This window comes from Rhodococcus sp. 3258, assembly GCF_031456475.1.
In the GTDB taxonomy this organism is placed as follows: domain Bacteria; phylum Actinomycetota; class Actinomycetes; order Mycobacteriales; family Mycobacteriaceae; genus Rhodococcoides; species Rhodococcoides fascians.
In genome coordinates this window covers 774,958-794,653 of the sequence record NZ_JAVDUT010000001.1, presented here as the reverse complement: position 1 = coordinate 794,653, position 19,696 = coordinate 774,958, and the positions used below count along the sequence as shown (strand labels likewise).

Sequence of the window (19,696 nt, the reverse complement as noted above, 5' to 3'; positions counted from 1 at the left end):
GCGCAGTTTAGTAGGTCACACCGACCAGTTCTCTGTCCCGAGGGTTAACGGGGAATGAATGGAGTCAGGCGCACGTGTCGTCGGCCGCGTTGGTGAACGACAGATCCTCGGGCAACTGTGCACTTTCGGTCGTTCCCTCCACCTGGGTGGGGTCGATCTGCGCACCGACGTCGGCCGGGTACTGGGTGTAGCCCGGGTAGTTGGAACCGAGGACCACCTCCACGACGTTGTTCAGGCTCGGAGCCAGTTCGATCGCAGCGCCGGGTATCGCCGACGCCACCGTCGCCGCAGCGGCTTCCTGATCCTGGGAGTACCGAACGACGGTCTGAGCGGCGGAGCCGGAGAAGTTGCCGACCGTGAGGATCTGGAACCCGTACGTCGCCAGCTGATCGGATGCGGTCTGCGCCATTCCCGCGATGTCCGATGCGTTGGACACCTGTAGCGACACGGTGCCAGGATCGACGGCCAGCAGCGGGGCGTCGGGGGCGGCGGGCGGCGGGGTCGGCTCCGGTGTCACCGGTTCCGCCCGTTCTTCGCCGGGCAGGGGCAGGTCGTCGATGATCGCCTGGAAGATGGCACCGATCGCGTCCTCGTTGGGGATCTCGTTGCCGTAGTCGTTGGTTCCGGTGGTGGGAATGGTCAGGAAGGTGACCGCGCCGGCGTCGACGTTCTGCAACGAACGGCCGAGCGTCACCAGGTCCTGGGTCTTGACGTTCTCGACGAAGGTGTCGGAGGTGAACGCGTTGACGAATCCGTTCAGCTTGCCCGGGTCGAGAAGAACCTTGTTCGACAACGCCGATCGCAACAGTGACGACAGGAAGCGCTGCTGGCGCTTGATGCGGCCGTAGTCGCCGTTGCCCTCCGATTCGATGTTGCGTGCCCGGACGTAGTTCAGTGCGGTGCGGCCGTCGATGCGTTGGGTACCGGCGTTGGGGAGTACGTCTCCGAGTTCGTAGTCGACGAGAGGCTGCGCGGTACACACCTCGACACCGCCGACCTCGTCGACCATGGACTCGAACCCGGCGAAGTCCATGCCGACGAAGTGTCCGATCCGCAGTCCTGAGATCTTCTGAATGGTCTTGACCAGGCATTTCGGGCCGCCGAGGGCGTAGGTGGCGTTCAGCTTGTCGCCGTACGCCTCCGGAAACATTTCACCGGTGTAGGTATTGGTGACGTTGTCGAACTGCTCGCACTCGGGTCGGGTCACGTCCAGGTCGCGTGGGAACGACACGGCGACGACGCGGCTGCGGTCGGCCGGAATGTTGACCAGCATGACGGTGTCCGAGCGCGACCCCTCGGCATCGGCGACGGTTCCTGCGCCCACCTGCCCGCTGGCACCGGCGCGCGTATCGGTGCCGACGATCAGATAGGTCTCGTCTCCGTACTGGCCTGCGGCGTCGACGACGTCGGTCGAATCGGGGTCGAGCGCGGCGACTTGGAGGAATCCTTGATCGGTGTTGCGAAGGTAGCCCCACACCACTCCCGTGAGAGCCACGGCGAGGATCGCGACGATCGAGACCAGGCTTCGGCCGATGATGCGTATTCGTCGTCGTCGCCGTACCCGGCTCATCGCCAGACGCGTCAGCGCCGGCCGGTCGGTGGCGGGTGCTCCGACGGGTTCGGGTGCAGCGTGCGGTGGCGGGGTGGGCATCGGACGGTTCGCCCGAGCCGGCGGGGGAGTGGAGTCGGTGATCGGTGAGATGACCTCGGTGGGCTCTTCGACGTCCGGCCGTTCGGGGGGATCACGTCGGGTGGCTCCCGAACGAGACATCTTGTCGACCAGTTCGGCGACCGACACCGTGTCCGCGTTGCGGGGGGAGCGTTTACCGAGTCGGCCGCTGTCACCCGGCTTCGGTGGAGAATCGGAGTCTGTCGAGTCGGGTTCCGAACCAGCGGGGTCGGGTGTGGCGGGGTCGTCGGACCGAGGGGGACGTTGTCCGGAACGTCCGCCTGCGCCGGTTCGTCCGATTGAGGACAGCGGGCGCTCCCATGGGGCGCGACCCTCGGGCACAGACGGGCCCGACTCTCGATCGTCTCCCACGAATTCGAACCTGGCCTTCCATCACACGCATGTGCCGTCTACTCGGCAATCCAAGCCATAGTACTGACTCGAGCGGCGCGGTCCACTTCGTGCGAGACGGGCCCTGGTGAGGGGGTCGATCAGCCGCCGGAATGCATCAGATCTGCACCGGTGGGGACACACAGGTCCTCCGGATCGTCGAGCCATCCGTCGGGCAGCGACACTGCACCGGGCGAGCCCTGCCGGCCGCGGGGACCCTCGGCGTCCTTGGGAAACGGAACGGTCGGATCCAGTTGCGCCAGAAGGTCGTCCAGTTCGGCGAGGGTCGACACCAATGCCATCGACACCCGAAGATCCGAGCCGGCGGGAAAGCCGCGCAGGTACCAGGACACGTGCTTACGCAACTCTCGCAGGCCTTTGCCCTCACCGTGGTGCTGCGCGAGCAACTCGGCATGGCGCGCGATGATCGTGGCCACCTCACCCAGGGTCGGCGGCGTCGGCTCTGGCCGCCCGTTCAGGCGGGCACTGAGCTCGGCGAACAGCCACGGACGACCGAGGCAGCCACGTCCGACGACGACGCCGTCGCATCCGGTTTCCGCCATCATGCGGACGGCGTCGGACGCCGAGAAAATATCGCCGTTACCCAGGACGGGAATCCCGGTGACGTGCTCCTTGAGTCGAGCGATCTCGTTCCAGTCGGCGGTGCCGGAGTAACGCTGGGAGGCGGTGCGGGCGTGCAACGCCACGGCCGCTGCACCCTCGTCGGCGGCGATCCGGCCGGCATCGAGATGGGTGTGATGGTTTTCGTCGATTCCGACACGGAACTTGACCGTGACGGGGATGTCGGTGCCCTCGGTGGCCTTGACCGCCGCAGCGACGATGCGGCCGAACAGGTTTCGCTTGTACGGCAATGCGGCTCCGCCGCCCTTGCGGGTGACTTTCGGGACCGGGCAGCCGAAGTTCATGTCGATGTGATCGGCCAAATTGTCGTCGACGATCATTTTCGCCGCGGCGTACGTGGTGTCGGGATCGACCGTGTAGAGCTGCAAGGACCGGGGAGTTTCGGTGGGCCCGAACGTCGTCATGTGCATCGTGGCGGGTTGCCGTTCGACGAGAGCACGTGCGGTGACCATCTCGCAGACGTACAGACCGGACGTGCTGCCCGCGCGCTCGAGTTCCTGTTCGCGGCACAACGTGCGGAACGCCACATTGGTGACGCCTGCCATCGGTGCGAGGACGACGGGGCTGCGCAACTCCAGGGAGCCGATCTGCAATGTCATGGAAAACAAGCCTTTGGAACGAAGGGAGAACTTTCGGGAGAAAAGGCGGTGCCCGGCACCGAAGTCGGTACCGGGCACACCAGTCGATCGAAACTCAGGACGCGCGTGCTTCGGCCTTGGCGCGTTCGCGGGCCAGCGAGCGGTCTCGCATCTCCTCGAACTTGGTGGCCTGACGTTCGAGGTCTTCGAGGAACGCGGCGAGTTCCTCGCGCTTGTTCTCACCGCGGGCGGTGAAGTCGTTGCGCTCGAACACGCTCCACTTGCGCAGGACGGGCCAGACGACGTCTTCGAGGTGTTGGCGCAGGTCGTAGATGCCGTGCTTGGCCATCAACACACCGTTGCGGCGGAAGTTCGGCATGCCTGCACCGGGCATGACGAAGTTCGTCACGATGTCGGAGACCGCGTCGAGGGTCTGGTCGGGTGCGATGTCCATCGCTGCGCCGGTGATGTTGCGGTAGAAGATCATGTGCAGGTTCTCGTCGGCGGCGATGCGCTGGAGCATGCGGTCGGCGATCGGGTCGTCGCAGACCTTGCCGGTGTTGCGGTGCGAGACGCGGGTCGCGAGTTCCTGGAACGTCACGTACGCGACCGAGTGGAGCAATCCGGTCTGCGAACCTGCGGGCGAGGCGAAGCCGTTGGTCATGTGGATCATGCGGGCTTCTTCGAGGGCGACGGGATCGACGCCTCGGGTGACGACGAGGTAGTCGCGCATGACGATGCCGTGGCGGTTCTCTTCGGCGGTCCACCGGCCGACCCAGGTTCCCCAGGCACCGTCCTGGGAGAAGTTCTCGGCGATCTCACGGTGGTAGGACGGCAGGTTGTCTTCGGTGAGCAGGTTGGTGATCATCGCGGCCTGCGCGACGTCGGAGAGCTTGGACTGCTCCGGGTCGTAGTCCTTGCCGCCGAGCGCGGCGAAGTTGCGGCCTTCGTCCCACGGCACGTAGTCGTGGGGATGCCATTCGCGCGCCATCGAAATGTGACGGTTCACATTGTCCTCGGCAGTGGGCACCAGCTCTTGCAGAAGCTCGAGCTGTGTCAGATCCCTCGCCATTAGATCGCCTCCATAGATTGCGTACGACCGGTCCAGCTTACGGCACCGTAGGTTCGGTGTGAACCGTGTCGCGGCTGTTCACTTGCTGTTCGAGCAGTCGTGACGACCGACATCGGCCGATGTGGGGATCTTCGCGACTGCTGCAGTTCTCCCTGCACGTCGCTGCGGACGGGCCGATCGTTACCCCGAGTGTACGGACCGGGTGCCGCCGAATGCAGTTCGGCGGAAGGGTGTGTGGTGCCCCCAGTAGGACTCGAACCTACGACCTGCGGATTAAAAGTCCGTAGCTCTACCAACTGAGCTATAGGGGCGCGGATCGAAAGTGTAATGGGCAGTGCAGCCGTGTCGGTCATGCACCCCCGGCACCGCGTTTCGGGGGTCAGCGCCCGAAACTGCTGCAGCCTTGCGGCGCGGGGATACCGGCCAGGCGGTCGTCGATCCAGGAGTACGCACCGGGAATGCCACTGATCGCGACGACGAGGTGTTCACCGAAGTACTCCTCGAGGCGTACGTCGGCACCGTGTGCGCACCACTCGTCGTACAGCGTTTCCGCACCTTCCCGGGGAATCCAGAATTCCTGACGGCCCTGGTAGATCATCGTGGGCACGGTGGGGGCGAGATCACCGCCCATGCGGGTCGCGGCGATGATGCGTTCGGCGATCTCGGTCCGGTCGACGTTCGGCACGTCCGAGAGGGCCTGGGCCGGTATCGGTGCCACCAGTCCGCCGGGAGCGAGCAGTGTGATGCAGAGATCTTTGGCCACGGTCGCCAGACGCAGTCCGTTGGCGTTCATCAGGGAGAACATCTCGGGATACTCGCGGGCAACTCCGAGCGCTGCGGACAGGAACAGCGTCGACGCGACGTTGCCGTTCATCGACGTCAGCAGAATCCGGTAGTCGGTCGGTGGACCGCCGAAGGCCGCGCCCACCAGATTGACCTCCGGCGCGTACGACGGGGCGAGTTGAGCGGCCCATCCGGTGGCGATCGCCCCGCCCGAATAGCCTGTGACCGCAATCGGGGAGGACGCGGGCAACCCGAGTTCGGGGAGGCGCACCATCGCGCGCAACGCGTCGAGCACCGCATGGCCGGCCATGCGCCCGGCGGCGTACGCCTGCCGCGGACCCTCGTGATCGGTGACGACCACTGCATAGTTCTTGGCGAGGAACGCCTGCACCGCTGGAATCTCGCGGGCAATACCTCGGGGCAGGGTCCACGACGGTGCACAGGTGTTACCCAGTGAGTTGATGGCCATGTTGTACGCGACGACGGGACGCGTGCCGGGACCGGCCCAGGGCGCGTCGGGCACGATGACGGTCGTTGCCGCTGCGACGGGTCGGTCTTTGGAATCGCTTGTGCGGTAGAGGATCTGGGTCGATGTGACCGGGGTGAACAGCGGCCCCACGCTCACGCGTCGGGTGCCGAGAACCGATCCGGGCGGGAGCTCCTCGAATCCTGCCGGCGGGTCGAAGAACGGCTCGCCGAGTGGGGTCGGCAGGTAGAGGGCGGGATCGGCGACGGGATCGAGGAAGTTCGTCAGTGGGTCGGCGGCGACGGTGTGCGCCGTCGACAACGTCAAGGCCGACGACACGAGTAGTACTGTCATCGAACGACATACGCGGATCGATAGATTCATGGCGTGCACCCGTCCCCGATCGGCCGAAGCAACATGTGTGATGCGCATCACGCTATGCCCGAGGTGGTGTACGCCTTCGGCTATTCCGAGAATGTGTCGAAACCGTTACCGTTTCGCCGCTGATATCGATTATGAGACAGTGCTTTTGGTGACCTCACGGAGCGATTTGCCGTATTCGATTGATCAGCAACAGTTTTCATGCGCTAAGGAGCGGTGCAAACGAAGGTGCCTCGAGAGATGCTCGTGCAGAATGTAATTCGATATTCAACTGCTTTCCGGCTCTGGGAGACCGGCGGCCATTCGGCGGAGTTCGTACGCATGCTCGGTATCGGCGTTGTGGCTCGAACGGCGGTGCCGACCTGGCCCGAGCGGACGTACGTGAGCGGCTCGAGTGCGCACCCCCTGCAGCGCACTCGAGCCGGGTGAACAATACCATTCGGCTTGTTTCAGTTACCCAACCGAATTTTCTGTCGGCTGCACGCGTCGTAGCGGACCGCAGGTGAGTCGAGTCGCGTGTCGTTCGGGTGAAGTACTCTCTACTTGTACTACCTGTGGATATGCAGGGCGCTTGGGCTCGGAGGCACGGAGTAAATGGCACAACAGGAGCGCGCACGGCGGACCCGGGCGGCAATCGTCGAGGCAGCGGCGGCGGAATTCGCCAAGCGCGGATATGCGGCTGCGTCCGTCAACACCATCTTGGAAGGATCGAACGCCACCAAGGGGGCGATGTACTTCCATTTCCAGTCCAAGGAAGACCTGGCCCGAGCGGTGCTCGCGGCCGGACTCGACCGTTATGTCGCAATCTCCGAGAAATGGGCGGATTCGACCGCGCATCCCTTTTACGTCATCAAGGGAATCGTCGACGACATCGCGCAGAACTTTCAGAACGATGTGATCGTGCGTGCAGAATTCCGGCTGATCGTCGAGCCCGAGTTCTACGCGGAGGTGCACTCCGGTGGTGGCCGGGTGTGGGGCGCTCAGGGGTACGCGCAGGCCGAGAGAGCGCTGGCGATGGGAGACCTCAAGCCGCAGTTCGACGCGGCCAAGTTCGTGCGGGTACTCGCCGCGTCGATGGCGGGTCAGCGTTACATGTCGGATCTGGTGGCCGACAACGCAGATCTACGCGAGCGGTTCGAGGAGTCCGTCGAGATCGTGCTCCTTGCCATGGCGTCGGATAGTTGGTTGGCCGAGTTCGAACTCCACGGGTGGGAGCAGTTCGGCGAAAACGAGGCAAAAACTGCCTCTGACCTGCCGGTTTGAGATTTACAGCGAAAGTGTCCTAAGCTATCCCAGCTCCCAACGGAACGCCGTTGAGGGTAGCGTCGAAGCAATTCGGCGGGCCCCCTTCGTCTAGCGGCCTAGGACGCCGCCCTTTCAAGGCGGTAGCGCGGGTTCGAATCCCGTAGGGGGTACGCAGGAAAGCATCGGATTGACAATCCGATGTGCAGTACAGCATTCTTCATCTCGCTCCGGCGAGAAGCAGATTTGCAGTTCGGAGAGTTGGTGCGCTAGAAATAGCGCGGCAACAACAGCAAGGCCCTGTGGCGCAGTTGGTTAGCGCGCCGCCCTGTCACGGCGGAGGTCGCGGGTTCGAGTCCCGTCAGGGTCGCAGAATCGGTGTGAAAGCACCGGCATTGCGATGGCATTGTTTCACCGGTGCCGCCCGGCCAGGTAGCTCAGTTGGTACGAGCGTCCGCCTGAAAAGCGGAAGGTCGCCGGTTCGATCCCGGCCCTGGCCACCACGGTTGTGATCGACAAGCACTGACAAAGCCCCTCTCGACTTCGGTCGAGAGGGGCTTAGTCGTCTGCGGAGTATTCACTGTCCCGTGACGGCGCTCGATTGCAACGTTAGGCTCGACAGGTGGATGTGATCGCTCGCGCGCAAGCCGATCTCGCACGTGGAGACACCAACGCCGCACGAAACGGGCTCCTCGACGCCTTGCCGCGCAACCCGTCGTCGCCGGCGGTTCTGGAACTGCTCGCGTACACGTATCTCCTTCTCGGTGATCGTGCGGCGGCCGGTGCCGTGTGGTTTCTGACCGACAAGGCCGACGACGATCCGACGGCGTCCGCTGCGTTCGCGGCACTGCAGAAGCAGTACCGGTCGCCGCTGATGCTCGCCCGATCGCTCCCCATCCACGCGCCCTCGGATTGGTATCCGGTGCGGGCTCAGATGCGCCTGGAGCGACTGGGAGCCGCAATCGCAGCCAATGGGCAGAGCTGGATCCCACCGCGCGATGTCGTGTATTTCGACGAGGACGGAGTCGACTCCGACGACTTCTATGCCGCGCGTACCGCCGACGAGGACGATGCCGACGACGGGTTGGAGACGTCTGGTTACCGCACCGTGAGGCAACGTGCGATCGCAGCGACCATCGTCCTTGCCATCGTTGCCACCTCTGCGTCGGTGGTGTTGGCACTCGTCTTCGGGTGATGGCGATTCTCGGAGGGGCGGTTCTCGAACGGGTCGCTCGAATCCGAGCGTAGAGTTCGTCGGAGGATATCGAGGCCGACGACCGAGGGCGACTTCATTTCATGGGCACAGCGAACGGCGCACCGTCACCGCGCGACGACAATTACGACGTCAATCTTGCCCAGGCGAGAGTGTTCGCGCGAGGACTGGCCGAACACATTCGGACGTGTTCGGCGGCCATCGAAATTGCGCAATCCAAAGCATTTCGGGCTCGCGCCGACCGTGCCGAATCTCGCGCGAGGCAATTCGAGTCCGAGGCATCCACTCTCCGCACCGAGCTCTACGAGATGTATCGGCACATCGACGCGATGACGGCTCGATTCCCGGAACTGCGGACCGACCCGGCAGTCCGCGGATAGCGACCGCCCGAATCAGACTGCGGCGGAACCGGTGACCAAGCCGAACGTGGTCACGGCTCCACGCCGGCCCAGCGCCGAACCCCACATCGAGTACACCGCGTCCGTTGTCGTGGACTGCTCCACGTCGCGCCCCTCGGCGACAGTGATCAGCGTGCGGGAGAGCTCGAACAGACTTACCCGGTGATTCTTCGCCGTGGTGAACAACTCGTCGATGGCGTCGGCCACCGAGCCGCCGTGGATCCCGATGAGCACTCCGGTCGCGATGTCGACGTCGGTACGAGAGGCGGGTGAATCGGGCAGTCTGTCGGTCATCTTTTTCCTCGAGATGGTGTTGTCGGTGCGGATGACCGAGTGGATTCTGCGTCGAGCGGGCTTCACTGTCTCACACCGACATGACTTTTCATACAGTCGGTTTCGCGCGGACGTGCATGCGCTCGCCCTGAGGTCCGAACAGGCTCAGCAGCTCGACCGGTCGGTTACCGACAGCGCCGAACCAGTGCGGTACCCGGGTGTCGAATTCGGCGGCCTCACCGGCCTTCATCGTCAGATCGTGTTCGCCGAGAATAAGTCTCAGGGTGCCGTCGAGAACGTAGAACCACTCGTACCCCTCGTGCACCCGCGGGCGCGGCTCCTTGTCGTCGGGACGAACCACCAGCTTGTATGCCTGCAGACCACCCGGGCGGAGCGTCAGCGGAAGAATGGTCAGGTTCTCGCGCACGGTGGCTGTGGTGCGTACCCGGGGATCGGCGACGGGGGGAGCCGTCACCAGATCGTCGAGCGCCATCTGATGCGCGCGGGCGATCGGCCACAGCAGTTCGAGACTGGGTTTGCGGTCACCGGATTCGAGCCGTGAGAGCGTGCTGATCGAAATTCCGGTGGTGTCGGAGAGCGCGGCGAGGGTGGTGTTCTTCTCCATCCGGATGCGCTTGAGGCGGGGGCCGAGGCCGGCAATGAGCTCGTCGAGGGTGGTTTCTGCGTCCGTCATCGATCCATTGCAGTTTCGGCAAACGAATTTGTCAAGTCGTCCCCATGCGGCGCGCGGGAATGCAGAGGCGAAAACAGCCCGGAGGCGACGGCGGGAAGCTCATACTCGGTTCATGATCGCTCGTCCGGGGCACCCGCAACGTACCGGCGTGGTCCGCGATGCCTACGGCAGTTCCGCGTCCGAGGCCTTCATGGTGGTGGCCATTGCCACGATTCTGGTCACCAGGGCGTATTTGGAGCTCACTCATTACCCGCAGGTCGGTGGCAAGTCGCTGCACATCGCGCACGCCCTGTACGGCGGGGCGGCGATGATGCTGGCTCTGCTGATCGGGTGGATGTTCATCGGGTTCGGCGTTCGGGTCTTCACCGTGGTGCTCGGCGGAATCGGGTTCGGGTTGTTTCTCGACGAGGTCGGCAAGTTCGTCACCAAGGACAACGATTACTTCTACGGCCCGTCGTCGGAGATCATGTACGTCCTGGTGGTGCTGCTGTTGGTGTTCAGCAGGATCGTGCGGGAGTTCCGCAGGCCCTCGCGGGACGAGTCGCTGGCGAATGCGGCCGCGATCGCCGCCGATGGCGTCGCGCACGGTCTTCCCGAGCATCGGCGCGACTGGGCGCTGCGGATGGTTGCGCGAGCGGAGTCGGACGGAGCCGACCCGGACACCGTAGCCGGAATCAGATTGTTGCTCGGCACCTGCCGCCGGTCGACATCGCGTACCCACTCGATGCGCCAGTTCGTTCCACGGCTGATTCCCGCGTTCTTCACCAGTCCCCGTTGGGTTCCCGTCGTCGGCTGGGGACTGGTCCTGATCTCCGGGGCGGGAGTCGTGTTCGGGATCGTCGAGCTCGTCCTGGGTGACCTGCTCATCGATCGCCGAGACCTGACGATCGACGTCGACAGGATGGGCATCGCCAGCGGCATCCTGTTCGTCAGTGCCTGCATCACTTTCGCCACGGCGCTGCCGGCGATGCTGCGGTTGCGAACGGACGGTCCCGTGTGGCCGTTGCGCACTCTCCGCGTGTCCGCACTGGTGTTCACGTTGCTCAACGCGCTCGTGGATTTCGCCCAGGAGGGGTTCGCTGCGCTGGGAAATGTAGCGGTCGGTCTGTTCGCGCTCGCGGTCATCTCGCACCGCATCACCGTCCGAGCCGACGAAATAGCGGGTACTACGGAATCGGTTGCGCTGCAGGAGGATCGAGACTCCGATTGCTCTCGAACCGTCGAACCACGCCGCTGAGCGGATCGACGAACTCGATGGAGCGAGCCAGTAGGCGGAGCGGATCGGAGTAGTCGTCGTCGGCGACCTCGCGGAACGACGGATAGAAGTTGTCGCCCACGATCGGGATTCCCAACGAGCACAGATGAACCCGAAGTTGATGCGTCTTCCCGGTGCGCGGGTGCAGCCGATATCGACCGTACGACCCGAGAGTGTCGACCAGTTCGATGCGTGTCTCGGCATTGGGCTCGCCCGGTACCTCCCGTGCCTGAAGAACGCCGCGTTCCTTGACGATTCGACTGTGCACTGTCAGTGGGAAGTCGACATTCTGGGACAGTGGGGCAATTGCCTCGTACTGCTTGGTGACCGTGCGCTGAGCGAACATCTCCTGATACGGCCGGCGCGCCTGCCGCTGCACGGTGAACACCAGGACACCCGCGGTGAGTCGATCCAGTCGGTGAGCAGGGCTCAACTCGGGGAGATCGAATTGTCGTCGCAGCAGAACCAACGCCGAGCGTGCGATGTACGCGCCTCGCGGCGTCGTGGCGAGGAAGTGCGGCTTGTCCACCACGAGCAGGTTCTCGTCGCGGTGCAGCACATCGAGGGAGAACGGCACGGCCGATTCCACCGGTGGGTCACGGTAGAGGTAGATGTCCGCACGCGGGCCGGCGATCGTCGACGGGTCGATCGGTACGCCCGCTGTATCGACGACCTCCCCGCCGGACACCTTCTCGGTCAGCCTGGCCGCATCCTGCGGGAAGCGGGCACACAGATATTCGAGCACCGTTGCGCCGGTCGCGACGTCGGGCATCCGCACCCTGGTGGGGTCGAGGCCGTCGCGCAACGGAAGTGGGGCGGCAGGCATGCAACGACTGTAATCGGTGCACGCATGGAAACACCCCGGTCGGAATTCCCGACCGGGGTGTGGACTGCGGTGACGCGCCGTGCCGGCCCGACCTAGATGGTGACGACCATCTTGCCGGTGTTCTCGCCCTTCATCAGTCCGATGAAGGCGGCCGGGGCATTGTCGAGGCCTTCGACGATCGTTTCGTCGAATTCGATTGCGCCGCTGGCGAGCCAATCCGTCATCTTCGCGCGGAATTCCTCGGTGAGGTGCGCGTACGAGCCGACGATGAATCCCTTCAACGTCAGCTCCTTGCCGATGGCGAGGGCGAGGTTGCGCGGGGCCGGGGTCGGTTCGGTCGAGTTGTACTGAGCGATGGCTCCGCACATGGCAATTCGGCCGTGCTTGTTCATCGACCCGATAGCAGCTTCGAGATGGTCACCGCCGACGTTGTCGAAGTACACGTCGATGCCGTCGGGAGCTGCCTGTCGGAGCTGTTCGGCGACAGGGCCGTCGTGGTAGTCGAATGCCGCGTCGAACCCGAGCTCGAGCAAGCGAGCAACCTTGGCGGGGGATCCGGCGCTACCGATGACGCGAGATGCGCCGAGCGCCTTGGCGATCTGTCCGACGAGCGAGCCGACGGCTCCGGCGGCGCCGGAGACGAACACGACGTCGCCCTTCTGGAACGACGCCACGGCCGTCAGGCCCGCATACGCTGTGGTGCCGGTCATTCCGAGTGCGCTCAGGTATGCCGATGCCTTGGCTGCGCCGAGGTCGACCTTGCTGGCTCCCTGTGCCGGGACGATGGCGAGATCGCGCCATCCCTTGCCGTGCACAACAGCGTCGCCGACTGCGAAACCGTCGGCCTTGGATTCGACGACCTCGCCGACGGCACCGCCGTCGAGCGGCGCATCGAGCTGGAACGGCGGGACGTACGACTTCACGTCGTTCATCCGACCACGCATGTACGGATCGACCGACATCACGATGTTGCGAACGAGGATCTGCCCGTCCTGCAGTTCGGGGAGGTCGATGACCTCCGCGCGAAAGTTGTCTTCGGTCGGCCAGCCTTCTGGGCGGGACGCGAGGTGAATTTCGTGTGCCTTCATGGTGTTTCCTCTTACTCGTCTTCGGTGACGGTGACGGTGACGTCGATGTTGCCGCGGGTGGCGTTGGAGTACGGGCAGACCTGATGGGCCTTGTCGGCCAGGGCCTGGGCGTTCTCGCGGCTCAGGTTCGGCAGAGTCACCTCGAGGGTGACTGCGAGCTGGAAGCCGCCTGCGTCGTTGGGGCCGATGTCGACACGAGCGCCGACAGCCGAGTCGGTGACGTCGGCCGTGTCCTGACGCGCCACCATCTGCAGTGCGGAGTGGAAGCACGCGGCGTAGCCGGCTGCGAACAGCTGCTCGGGGTTGGTGCCGTTTCCGCTGCCGCCCATGGCCTCCGGGATGGCGAGATCGAGGTCGAGACGTCCGTCGGAGGTGCGGGCGTGGCCGTTACGGCCTTCGCCGGTGGCGAGTGCCTCTGCGGTGTAGATGGTCTTCATGATTCTCCTTCTGTCGTGCGCGAATCGGTGTGATGGAGAGCGCTCGTCAATGCGTCGAGCGATTCCTTGAGCCTGACGAGATCGTCGACTCCCATGCCGGTCTTCTCGGCCAGCTTGCGGGGGAGGTCGAGTGCCTTCGCGCGCATGGCGCCACCGGTCTCGGTGAGGTGGATCTCGACGCGGCGTTCGTCGGTGCTCAGTCGTCGACGCTCGATGAAACCGAGACCTTCGAGTCGCTTGAGCATCGGCGAGAGCGTGCCGGTGTCGAGGTCGAGTTCGGCACAGATGTCCTTGACGCCGCGCCCGTCCTTCTCCCACAGCACCAGCAGAACCAGGTACTGCGGGTACGTGACGCCCAACTTGTCGAGCATCGGGCGATACACCGCGGTGGTAGCCCGCGAAGCGGAGTACAGCGCGAAGCACACCTGACGATCGAGTGCGAGTTCGTTGGTCACGAGAAGAACGGTAGCGCACGGTTAAGTTGTGCGCAACCTATCCGCCCGATGTGAGTGGAACTTCGTAGCCTGCTACGAAGTGTCACTCACATGGGGATCAGCTCTGCAGAGCGTTTTTCAGGCCGTCGAGCACGATGGTCGCCGCCGTGGGGCCGGCGTTGAGGTACCACGGGTCGTCGTCGACGCGCACGATGTGGTTCTGCGTTGCCGCGCTCATCCCGGTCCACAGTGGATTGGTGGTGTACGACGCAGCGCTCGAATCGGCTTCCGCGTCCTGGCTGGAGACGAATACCCAGTCGGCGTTCGCCAACTGGATCTCTTCCTCGCTGAAGTCCTGCGAGGTCTTGTCGAATTGCTGGCTGGGCGGACGCGCCAGACCGGCGTCCGAGGCGATGAATCCCGCGAACGACGCGACGCCGAACACGCGTGCCCGGTCTGCGGTGAAGCGGACGAACGACACCGTCGGAGCGCCCCCGGATCCGCCGCCGTTGGAGACCGAATCACCCAGTGCGCGAGCGTCGGACGCGAATGTGTCCAGGAACCCCTGCGCCTGCTCGGTGCGTCCCAGCGCATCCGCGAGAAGAAGGAAATCCTGCTTCCAGTTCACGCCGGTGCCCTCGGTCAATACGGTCGGCGCGATGGCCGACAGGGTCGGATAGATGTCTTCCGAGCCGGTCTTGTTGGCCAGGATGAGGTCGGGTTCGGCGGCGGCGACGGCCTCGATGTCGACGCTCTGGCGGTTGCCCAGATCTGCCATCTGCGTCAGTTGGTCCGCGTACTGGGGGAACGAGAAGCTGATGTAGTCGGGCACCAGATCGGCACCGTCGCCGTAGGCCGCACCGGTGGGGATCACGCCCAGGGTCAATGCGGCGTCGAGCTGGCCGGTGGCGATCACCACGATCTTCTTCGGCTCGGCGGGGATGTCGGTGGATCCGCCGAAATGCCCGACGGTGCGCGGGAACTCGCCGTCGGCGGCACCCGAACCCATCCCGTCGGGAATGCCGGTGGGGCCCGGAGCGTCCGATGCGGCGTCGGTGCTGGAGGTGGGAGGGGTGGCGGTGCTCGGTGTCTGCCCGCCGCTGTCGCCGCACGCGACGGTGGTCAGAGCTGCGACTGCGACGAGGGCAGTGACGACGAGCAGACGTTTCACTTCGATCTCTTTCACCGAGCGGGCATGGATAGGTAACCCTAGCCTGGCGACCACGTGAGCGGAACTTCGTAGCAGGGGTCGAAGTTCCGCTCACATGGGGTCAGCGCAGCGCTGCCGCGGCCAGGACCATGTTTCTCAACGACTGCTCGACCTCGGCCGGGCCTCGTGTCTTCAGTCCGCAGTCCGGATTGACCCAGAGCCGTTCGAGGGGAACTGCCTCGGCCGCCGCGCGGAGCGACTCGGTGATCTCGGCAACCGTCGGAACTCGCGGCGAATGGATGTCGTAGACACCGGGTCCCACGTCGAGTGCGAAGCCGACCGCAGTGAGGTCGTCGAGCACCTCCATGCGCGAGCGTGCGGCCTCGATGGACGTCACGTCGGCGTCCAGGGCGACGATGGCGTCGATGACCTCACCGAACTCGGAGTAGCACAGGTGCGTGTGGGTCTGTGTCGCGTCGTCGACGCCGGACGTCGCGATCCGGAACGAGCGGACGGCCCAATCCAGATACGCTGCAGTGTCTTTCGAGCGCAGCGGTAGCAGTTCGCGGAGCGCGGGCTCGTCCACCTGGACGATGCGGATCCCCGCCGACTCCAGGTCGATCGTCTCGTCTCGAATCGCCGAGGCGATCTGAGCTGCCGACTCGGCCGCCGGGATGTCGTCTCGGACGAACGACCACGCGAGAATGGTCACCGGACCGGTCAGCATGCCCTTGACCGGTTTGTCGGTCAGTGACTGCGCGTACGTCGCCCATTCCACCGTCATCGGTGCCGGGCGGGAGACGTCGCCGTACAGGATCGGTGGTCGCACGCACCGTGACCCGTACGACTGCACCCAGCCGTTGGCGGTCACGACGAAACCGTCGAGTTGCTCGGCGAAGTACTGCACCATGTCGTTTCGTTCGGGCTCGCCGTGGACGAGCACGTCCAACCCCAGACGCTCCTGCAGTGCAACGACATCGGCGATCTCCGCGCGCATCTGCCGCACGTACTCCGGCTCGTCGACGGTGCCGCTGCGCAGCGCCGCCCGCGCGCGGCGGATCGTGCTCGTCTGTGGGAAGGAGCCGATGGTCGTCGTCGGCAGAACAGGGAGCGAGAGATGCTCGGCCTGCACGACGCGGCGGACGTCTCCTGGGCTGCGGTCACGGCCGGCAGCGCTGTTCACACGCGCACGGATTGTCGGATCGTGCAGTCGTGCATCGTGTCTCCGCGAATCCAGAGCCGCGCGGGCCGACTCGAATCGGTCCGACACGAATCGATCGGTTTCCCCGGCTGTTCCGCCCTGGAGTGCGCGCGCGAGCACCGAGACCTCGGTGATCTTCTCGTTCCCGAACGCCAGCCACGACCGCAGTGTCGGTTCGAGCTGAGGTTCGGCGTCCAACGAATAGGGAACGTGGAGCAGCGAGCACGACGACGACACCGCCACTGCGCGCGCATGTCTGCCGACCTCGTACAGTGTCTCGAGCGCGGCGTCGAGATCGGTGCGCCAGACATTGCGTCCGTCGACGACGCCGGCCACGACGAGCATCGTCGAGGTAGCGCGAGTAGCTGCAAGTTGCTCGGCCACACCAGGAACGGTCAGATCGACGGCCAGGCCCTCGATCCCGGTGGACGCCACTGCGGGCAGCGCGTCGCCCAGGTCGCCGAAGTAGGACGCCAGCAGAATGGCCGGGCGGGTCTGCGAGGCTGCGAGTTGCTCGAAGCATCGGGTCGCCGCTGCGACGGTCTCGTCGTCGAGATCGCGCACCAGCGCCGGTTCGTCGATCTGGACCCACTCGGCTCCGGCTGCGGCGAGGAGTTCGAGCAGACGGTCGTAAAGCGGTATCAGTTCGTCCACCCGTCCCAGCAGCGAATCGGAGGAGCCGACGGACTTGGACAGCAACAGGAAGGTGACCGGTCCGATGATCACCGGACGTGCCGGGATCCCGAGTGCACGAGCCTCGTTCACCTCGCCGAGCACCTTGTCCGGGTGCAGGGAGAACGTGGTCTCCGGCGAGATCTCGGGCACGAGGTAGTGGTAATTGGTGTCGAACCATTTGGTCATTTCGAGCGGGACGATGGTCTCGGTGCCGCGGGCGGCGGCGAAGTACCGATCGAGTTCACCTTCGACCGCCTCGACTCGCGGTGGCAACGCTCCGAGGAGGGCCGCAGTGTCGAGCATCTGGTCGTAGTACGAAAAGGTGTTCACGGGAACGGAATCGAGCCCGGCTGCGAGTGTGCGCCAGTCGTTCTCGCGAAGATTCTTCGCGACCGATTCGAGGGTCTCGGCGTCGAGCTTTCCGGCCCAATAGGATTCGACGGCTTTCTTCAGTTCTCGGTTGGGTCCGATGCGAGCCGAACCGAGCACGGTGGCAGTGAAATCGTTGTTCACAGTTGATCTCCAGGGTGACTACACGTGGGTGGTGCACCGTCTTCACGGGCGCGCAGATCCCGGTGAGCCCTGACCACAGCCGTACCAGGCTTACGCGCCCATTCCACGAGGCGGTGAACCGCTGCACACGGCGTGCACAGCACAGAGGGCAGGTATTCGGACTTGCAGGCGCGCGGACGAAGAGCCCACTCCTACTGGCCGTCGCTTCCCGAAGAGGCTTCTTCAGTGCGTGATGACGGCGGTCGTTCCTGCATACCGCTGCGGGACAGTCCCGGATTCTCACCGGGTTCCCTCTCGCGATGCGCCGTGACTGCACGCACCGCTCGACGCCGAGGTGAACTTCGGGGCTCCTCATGACCACCTGGCGAACCGACTGCAGGGACGAGCATAGATGCATCGCGGGAGAGTCTGTTACGGTGCTCTTCATGCAGCGCACGTATTTCTGGTTTAGCAGGCCGGCCCCGGGTGGGTCAGCCAGCGACGCCATGCGCTGACCCTCCACCCCACGAGCCGGATACAGACCGGCTCGAAGTGCGCGTGGAGCATGCGGAGCCGGCCTGGGAACAGGAAACCCTCTCATGACGCTCTCCCTCGACACCCCGTCACTCGACGATCAGCGCACGATCAGCATCAGTCCGCTGGTCGCTCCGTCGGTCGTACGCCGCGAGCACGCGGTGGACGACGCGATCTCGGCGAGTGTTCGTACCGGACGCTCCGGTGTCGTCGACATTCTCGACGGCCGTGACGACCGACTGATCGTCGTGGTCGGCCCGTGTTCGGTGCACGACACCGACGCTGCCCTCGATTACGCCCGACGCCTCGCCGCCACGGCAGCCGAGCTGGGCGATCGACTGCACATCGTCATGCGGGTCTACTTCGAGAAGCCGCGGACGACGCTCGGCTGGAAGGGTCTGATCAACGATCCGCACCTCGACGGCAGCTTCGATATCAACGAAGGTCTTCGAGTGGGACGCCAGCTGCTGCTGGACATCTCGGCGCTCGGCCTGCCCGTCGGCTGCGAATTCCTCGACCCGATCACCCCGCAGTACATTGCGGACCTGGTCAGCTACGGTGCCATCGGAGCACGGACCGCAGCCAGCCAGGTGCACCGGCAGCTGTGCAGCGCCTTGTCGATGCCGGTCGGCATCAAGAACTCGACCGAAGGTGACATTCAGGTCGCCGTGGACGGAACCCGCGCCGCCGCGGCGAGCCACGTCTTCCCCGGAACCGATCTCGACGGCAAGGCGGCTTTGATCAGGACCGTCGGAAACCCCGATTGCCATGTCATCCTGCGCGGCGGCGTCGACGGACCGAACTACGACGCCGAGTCCGTGGCCGATACCGTTGCTCGCCTGCGTAAGTCGGGTCTGCCGGAGCGAGTCGTCATCGATGCCAGCCACGGCAACAGCCGCAAGGATCACAACAAGCAGGTGGACGTCGTCACCGACGTGGCCGCCAGGGTCGCGGCCGGCGAGCACGGAACTGTCGGGCTGATGCTCGAGAGCTTCCTCGTCGCGGGGCGTCAGGACCTCGAACTCGGCCACCGCGACGAGCTCGTGTACGGCCAGTCCATCACCGATGCATGCCTCGACTGGGACACGACGGCAACGCAATTGGCCACTCTCGCGGCGGCCGTCGAGACGCGGCGGGCCGCGAACGCCGCGCGCTGACGCGACGTACGCTAGCGAACCCCGCGCGGTCGAAATTGCACGCTGATGCGTGGGCCGACCGCGCGGGTCGATTTGGGAATTGCATGCTCCCAGGTCCGTTGACAGGACCCGCCCATCACCACCAGGTCGCCGTGACCGAGGCTGAATTTCAGAGAGGTCCCGCCGCCGCGGGGACGGAGCATGAGTTGTCTTGTCGCACCAAGGGATACGATCGCCACCATCGTGTCCTCGGTGGCGCTGCGGCCGATGTTGTCGCCGTGCCAGGCGACGCTGTCGGACCCGTCGCGGTAGTAACACAGTCCCGCGGTGGCGAACGACTCCCCGAGCTCGCTTCGGTAGTGGTCGTCCAGTGCATCGCGGGCCTCGTACAGTGCCGCATGCGGCCAGTGCTCCCGCTCGGCGTAGTACCGAACCAGGCGCGGCACATCGACCACGCGGTCGTACATCTGCCTACGTTCGGCGCGCCAGTCGACGTCGGTGACCAGCGAATCGAAGAGATCGCTGTCGGACAACCAGCCCGGCCGCACATCGACCCAGGCACCGAGCGTCAGCTCGCGGCGGGTGACGGACTGCAGCGACCCGACGCCGCCGTCGTCGTCACCGAACAGCGAACCTTGCATCGCGAGCGACATGACTCGACTGTATC

The 19,696-nt window shown here is 64.9% G+C and carries 18 protein-coding genes, 4 tRNA genes and 1 riboswitch; of the genes, 8 read left to right on the top strand and 14 right to left on the bottom strand.

Features of this window, described 5'->3' with window-relative positions; all coding sequences use genetic code 11:
• Positions 1-64: 64 nt before the first annotated feature.
• The 5 genes from J2X62_RS03685 to J2X62_RS03665 form a co-directional block, all read right to left on the bottom strand.
• The gene (locus J2X62_RS03685; RefSeq protein ID WP_032367502.1) at positions 65-2,041 is read right to left on the bottom strand and encodes an LCP family protein; all 1,977 of its coding nucleotides are present in this window, start codon (positions 2,039-2,041) and stop codon (positions 65-67) included.
• 119 nt (positions 2,042-2,160) lie between these two features.
• The gene (dusB, locus tag J2X62_RS03680; protein ID WP_032367515.1) at positions 2,161-3,300 is read right to left on the bottom strand and encodes a tRNA dihydrouridine synthase DusB; all 1,140 of its coding nucleotides are present in this window, start codon (positions 3,298-3,300) and stop codon (positions 2,161-2,163) included.
• Positions 3,301-3,394: 94 nt separating this feature from the next.
• The gene (locus tag J2X62_RS03675; RefSeq protein WP_032381649.1) at positions 3,395-4,351 is read right to left on the bottom strand and encodes an acyl-ACP desaturase; all 957 of its coding nucleotides are present in this window, start codon (positions 4,349-4,351) and stop codon (positions 3,395-3,397) included.
• 235 nt (positions 4,352-4,586) lie between these two features.
• A tRNA-Lys gene (locus tag J2X62_RS03670) sits at positions 4,587-4,662 on the bottom strand.
• 68 nt (positions 4,663-4,730) lie between these two features.
• On the bottom strand, positions 4,731-5,954 hold the full coding sequence (locus tag J2X62_RS03665) for a lipase family protein (RefSeq protein WP_235580001.1): 1,224 nt from the start codon (positions 5,952-5,954) through the stop codon (positions 4,731-4,733).
• Positions 5,955-6,575: 621 nt separating this feature from the next.
• Between J2X62_RS03665 and J2X62_RS03660 the strand changes: the two genes are divergently transcribed.
• The 6 genes from J2X62_RS03660 (at position 6,576) to J2X62_RS03635 (ending at position 8,816) form a co-directional block, all read left to right on the top strand.
• Positions 6,576-7,244 (top strand): TetR/AcrR family transcriptional regulator, encoded by a 669-nt coding sequence (locus tag J2X62_RS03660; protein WP_027495877.1) that lies wholly within the window; start codon positions 6,576-6,578, stop codon positions 7,242-7,244.
• A 79-nt stretch (positions 7,245-7,323) separates the two neighbouring features.
• Positions 7,324-7,396, top strand: a tRNA-Glu gene (locus tag J2X62_RS03655).
• 123 nt (positions 7,397-7,519) lie between these two features.
• Positions 7,520-7,593, top strand: a tRNA-Asp gene (locus tag J2X62_RS03650).
• Positions 7,594-7,649: 56 nt separating this feature from the next.
• A tRNA-Phe gene (locus tag J2X62_RS03645) sits at positions 7,650-7,726 on the top strand.
• 119 nt (positions 7,727-7,845) lie between these two features.
• Positions 7,846-8,418, top strand: a complete 573-nt coding sequence (locus J2X62_RS03640) for a DUF6584 family protein (protein WP_032365866.1) — start codon at positions 7,846-7,848, stop codon at positions 8,416-8,418.
• A gap of 101 nt (positions 8,419-8,519) precedes the next feature.
• Positions 8,520-8,816, top strand: a complete 297-nt coding sequence (locus tag J2X62_RS03635) for a hypothetical protein (RefSeq protein ID WP_032365867.1) — start codon at positions 8,520-8,522, stop codon at positions 8,814-8,816.
• 12 nt (positions 8,817-8,828) lie between these two features.
• Here J2X62_RS03635 and J2X62_RS03630 read toward each other — a convergent pair whose 3' ends face one another.
• Positions 8,829-9,128 (bottom strand): ANTAR domain-containing protein, encoded by a 300-nt coding sequence (locus J2X62_RS03630; protein WP_143536230.1) that lies wholly within the window; start codon positions 9,126-9,128, stop codon positions 8,829-8,831.
• Between the two features lie 88 nt (positions 9,129-9,216).
• A complete protein-coding gene (locus J2X62_RS03625) occupies positions 9,217-9,801 on the bottom strand; it encodes a helix-turn-helix domain-containing protein (RefSeq protein WP_032373745.1) in 585 nt (194 codons plus the stop codon).
• Positions 9,802-9,913: 112 nt separating this feature from the next.
• Between J2X62_RS03625 and J2X62_RS03620 the strand changes: the two genes are divergently transcribed.
• Positions 9,914-11,038 (top strand): hypothetical protein, encoded by a 1,125-nt coding sequence (locus J2X62_RS03620; protein ID WP_230593516.1) that lies wholly within the window; start codon positions 9,914-9,916, stop codon positions 11,036-11,038.
• Here J2X62_RS03620 and J2X62_RS03615 read toward each other — a convergent pair.
• The 6 genes from J2X62_RS03615 to metE all read right to left on the bottom strand — a co-directional run bounded on the left by J2X62_RS03615 (position 10,968) and on the right by metE (position 17,380).
• The gene (locus J2X62_RS03615) at positions 10,968-11,882 is read right to left on the bottom strand and encodes a pseudouridine synthase (RefSeq protein ID WP_310177612.1); all 915 of its coding nucleotides are present in this window, start codon (positions 11,880-11,882) and stop codon (positions 10,968-10,970) included. The genes J2X62_RS03620 and J2X62_RS03615 overlap by 71 nt on opposite strands.
• A 92-nt stretch (positions 11,883-11,974) precedes the next feature.
• Entirely contained in the window at positions 11,975-12,970 is a 996-nt protein-coding gene (locus tag J2X62_RS03610) for an NADP-dependent oxidoreductase (RefSeq protein WP_027495881.1), read from the bottom strand.
• Between the two features lie 11 nt (positions 12,971-12,981).
• Positions 12,982-13,407, bottom strand: a complete 426-nt coding sequence (locus tag J2X62_RS03605) for an organic hydroperoxide resistance protein (RefSeq protein WP_222057291.1) — start codon at positions 13,405-13,407, stop codon at positions 12,982-12,984.
• Positions 13,404-13,862, bottom strand: a complete 459-nt coding sequence (locus J2X62_RS03600) for a MarR family winged helix-turn-helix transcriptional regulator (protein WP_032388874.1) — start codon at positions 13,860-13,862, stop codon at positions 13,404-13,406. Before J2X62_RS03600 ends, J2X62_RS03605 begins: the two co-directional genes overlap by 4 nt.
• A gap of 97 nt (positions 13,863-13,959) precedes the next feature.
• A complete protein-coding gene (locus J2X62_RS03595) occupies positions 13,960-15,012 on the bottom strand; it encodes an iron-siderophore ABC transporter substrate-binding protein (RefSeq protein ID WP_222057292.1) in 1,053 nt (350 codons plus the stop codon).
• Between the two features lie 100 nt (positions 15,013-15,112).
• The gene (gene metE, locus J2X62_RS03590) at positions 15,113-17,380 is read right to left on the bottom strand and encodes a 5-methyltetrahydropteroyltriglutamate--homocysteine S-methyltransferase (protein ID WP_310177605.1); all 2,268 of its coding nucleotides are present in this window, start codon (positions 17,378-17,380) and stop codon (positions 15,113-15,115) included.
• Positions 17,381-17,509: 129 nt separating this feature from the next.
• A riboswitch (cobalamin riboswitch) is annotated at positions 17,510-17,719 on the bottom strand.
• A 239-nt stretch (positions 17,720-17,958) separates the two neighbouring features.
• On the opposite strand from metE, the gene J2X62_RS03585 reads away from it, so the two are divergent.
• A complete protein-coding gene (locus J2X62_RS03585) occupies positions 17,959-19,050 on the top strand; it encodes a 3-deoxy-7-phosphoheptulonate synthase (protein ID WP_204846616.1) in 1,092 nt (363 codons plus the stop codon).
• 11 nt (positions 19,051-19,061) lie between these two features.
• Here J2X62_RS03585 and J2X62_RS03580 read toward each other — a convergent pair whose 3' ends face one another.
• Positions 19,062-19,682 carry an alpha-ketoglutarate-dependent dioxygenase AlkB gene (locus J2X62_RS03580; RefSeq protein WP_032388870.1) on the bottom strand — a complete coding sequence of 207 codons (621 nt, stop codon included), beginning with the start codon at positions 19,680-19,682 and terminating at the stop codon, positions 19,062-19,064.
• Positions 19,683-19,696 lie beyond the last annotated feature (14 nt).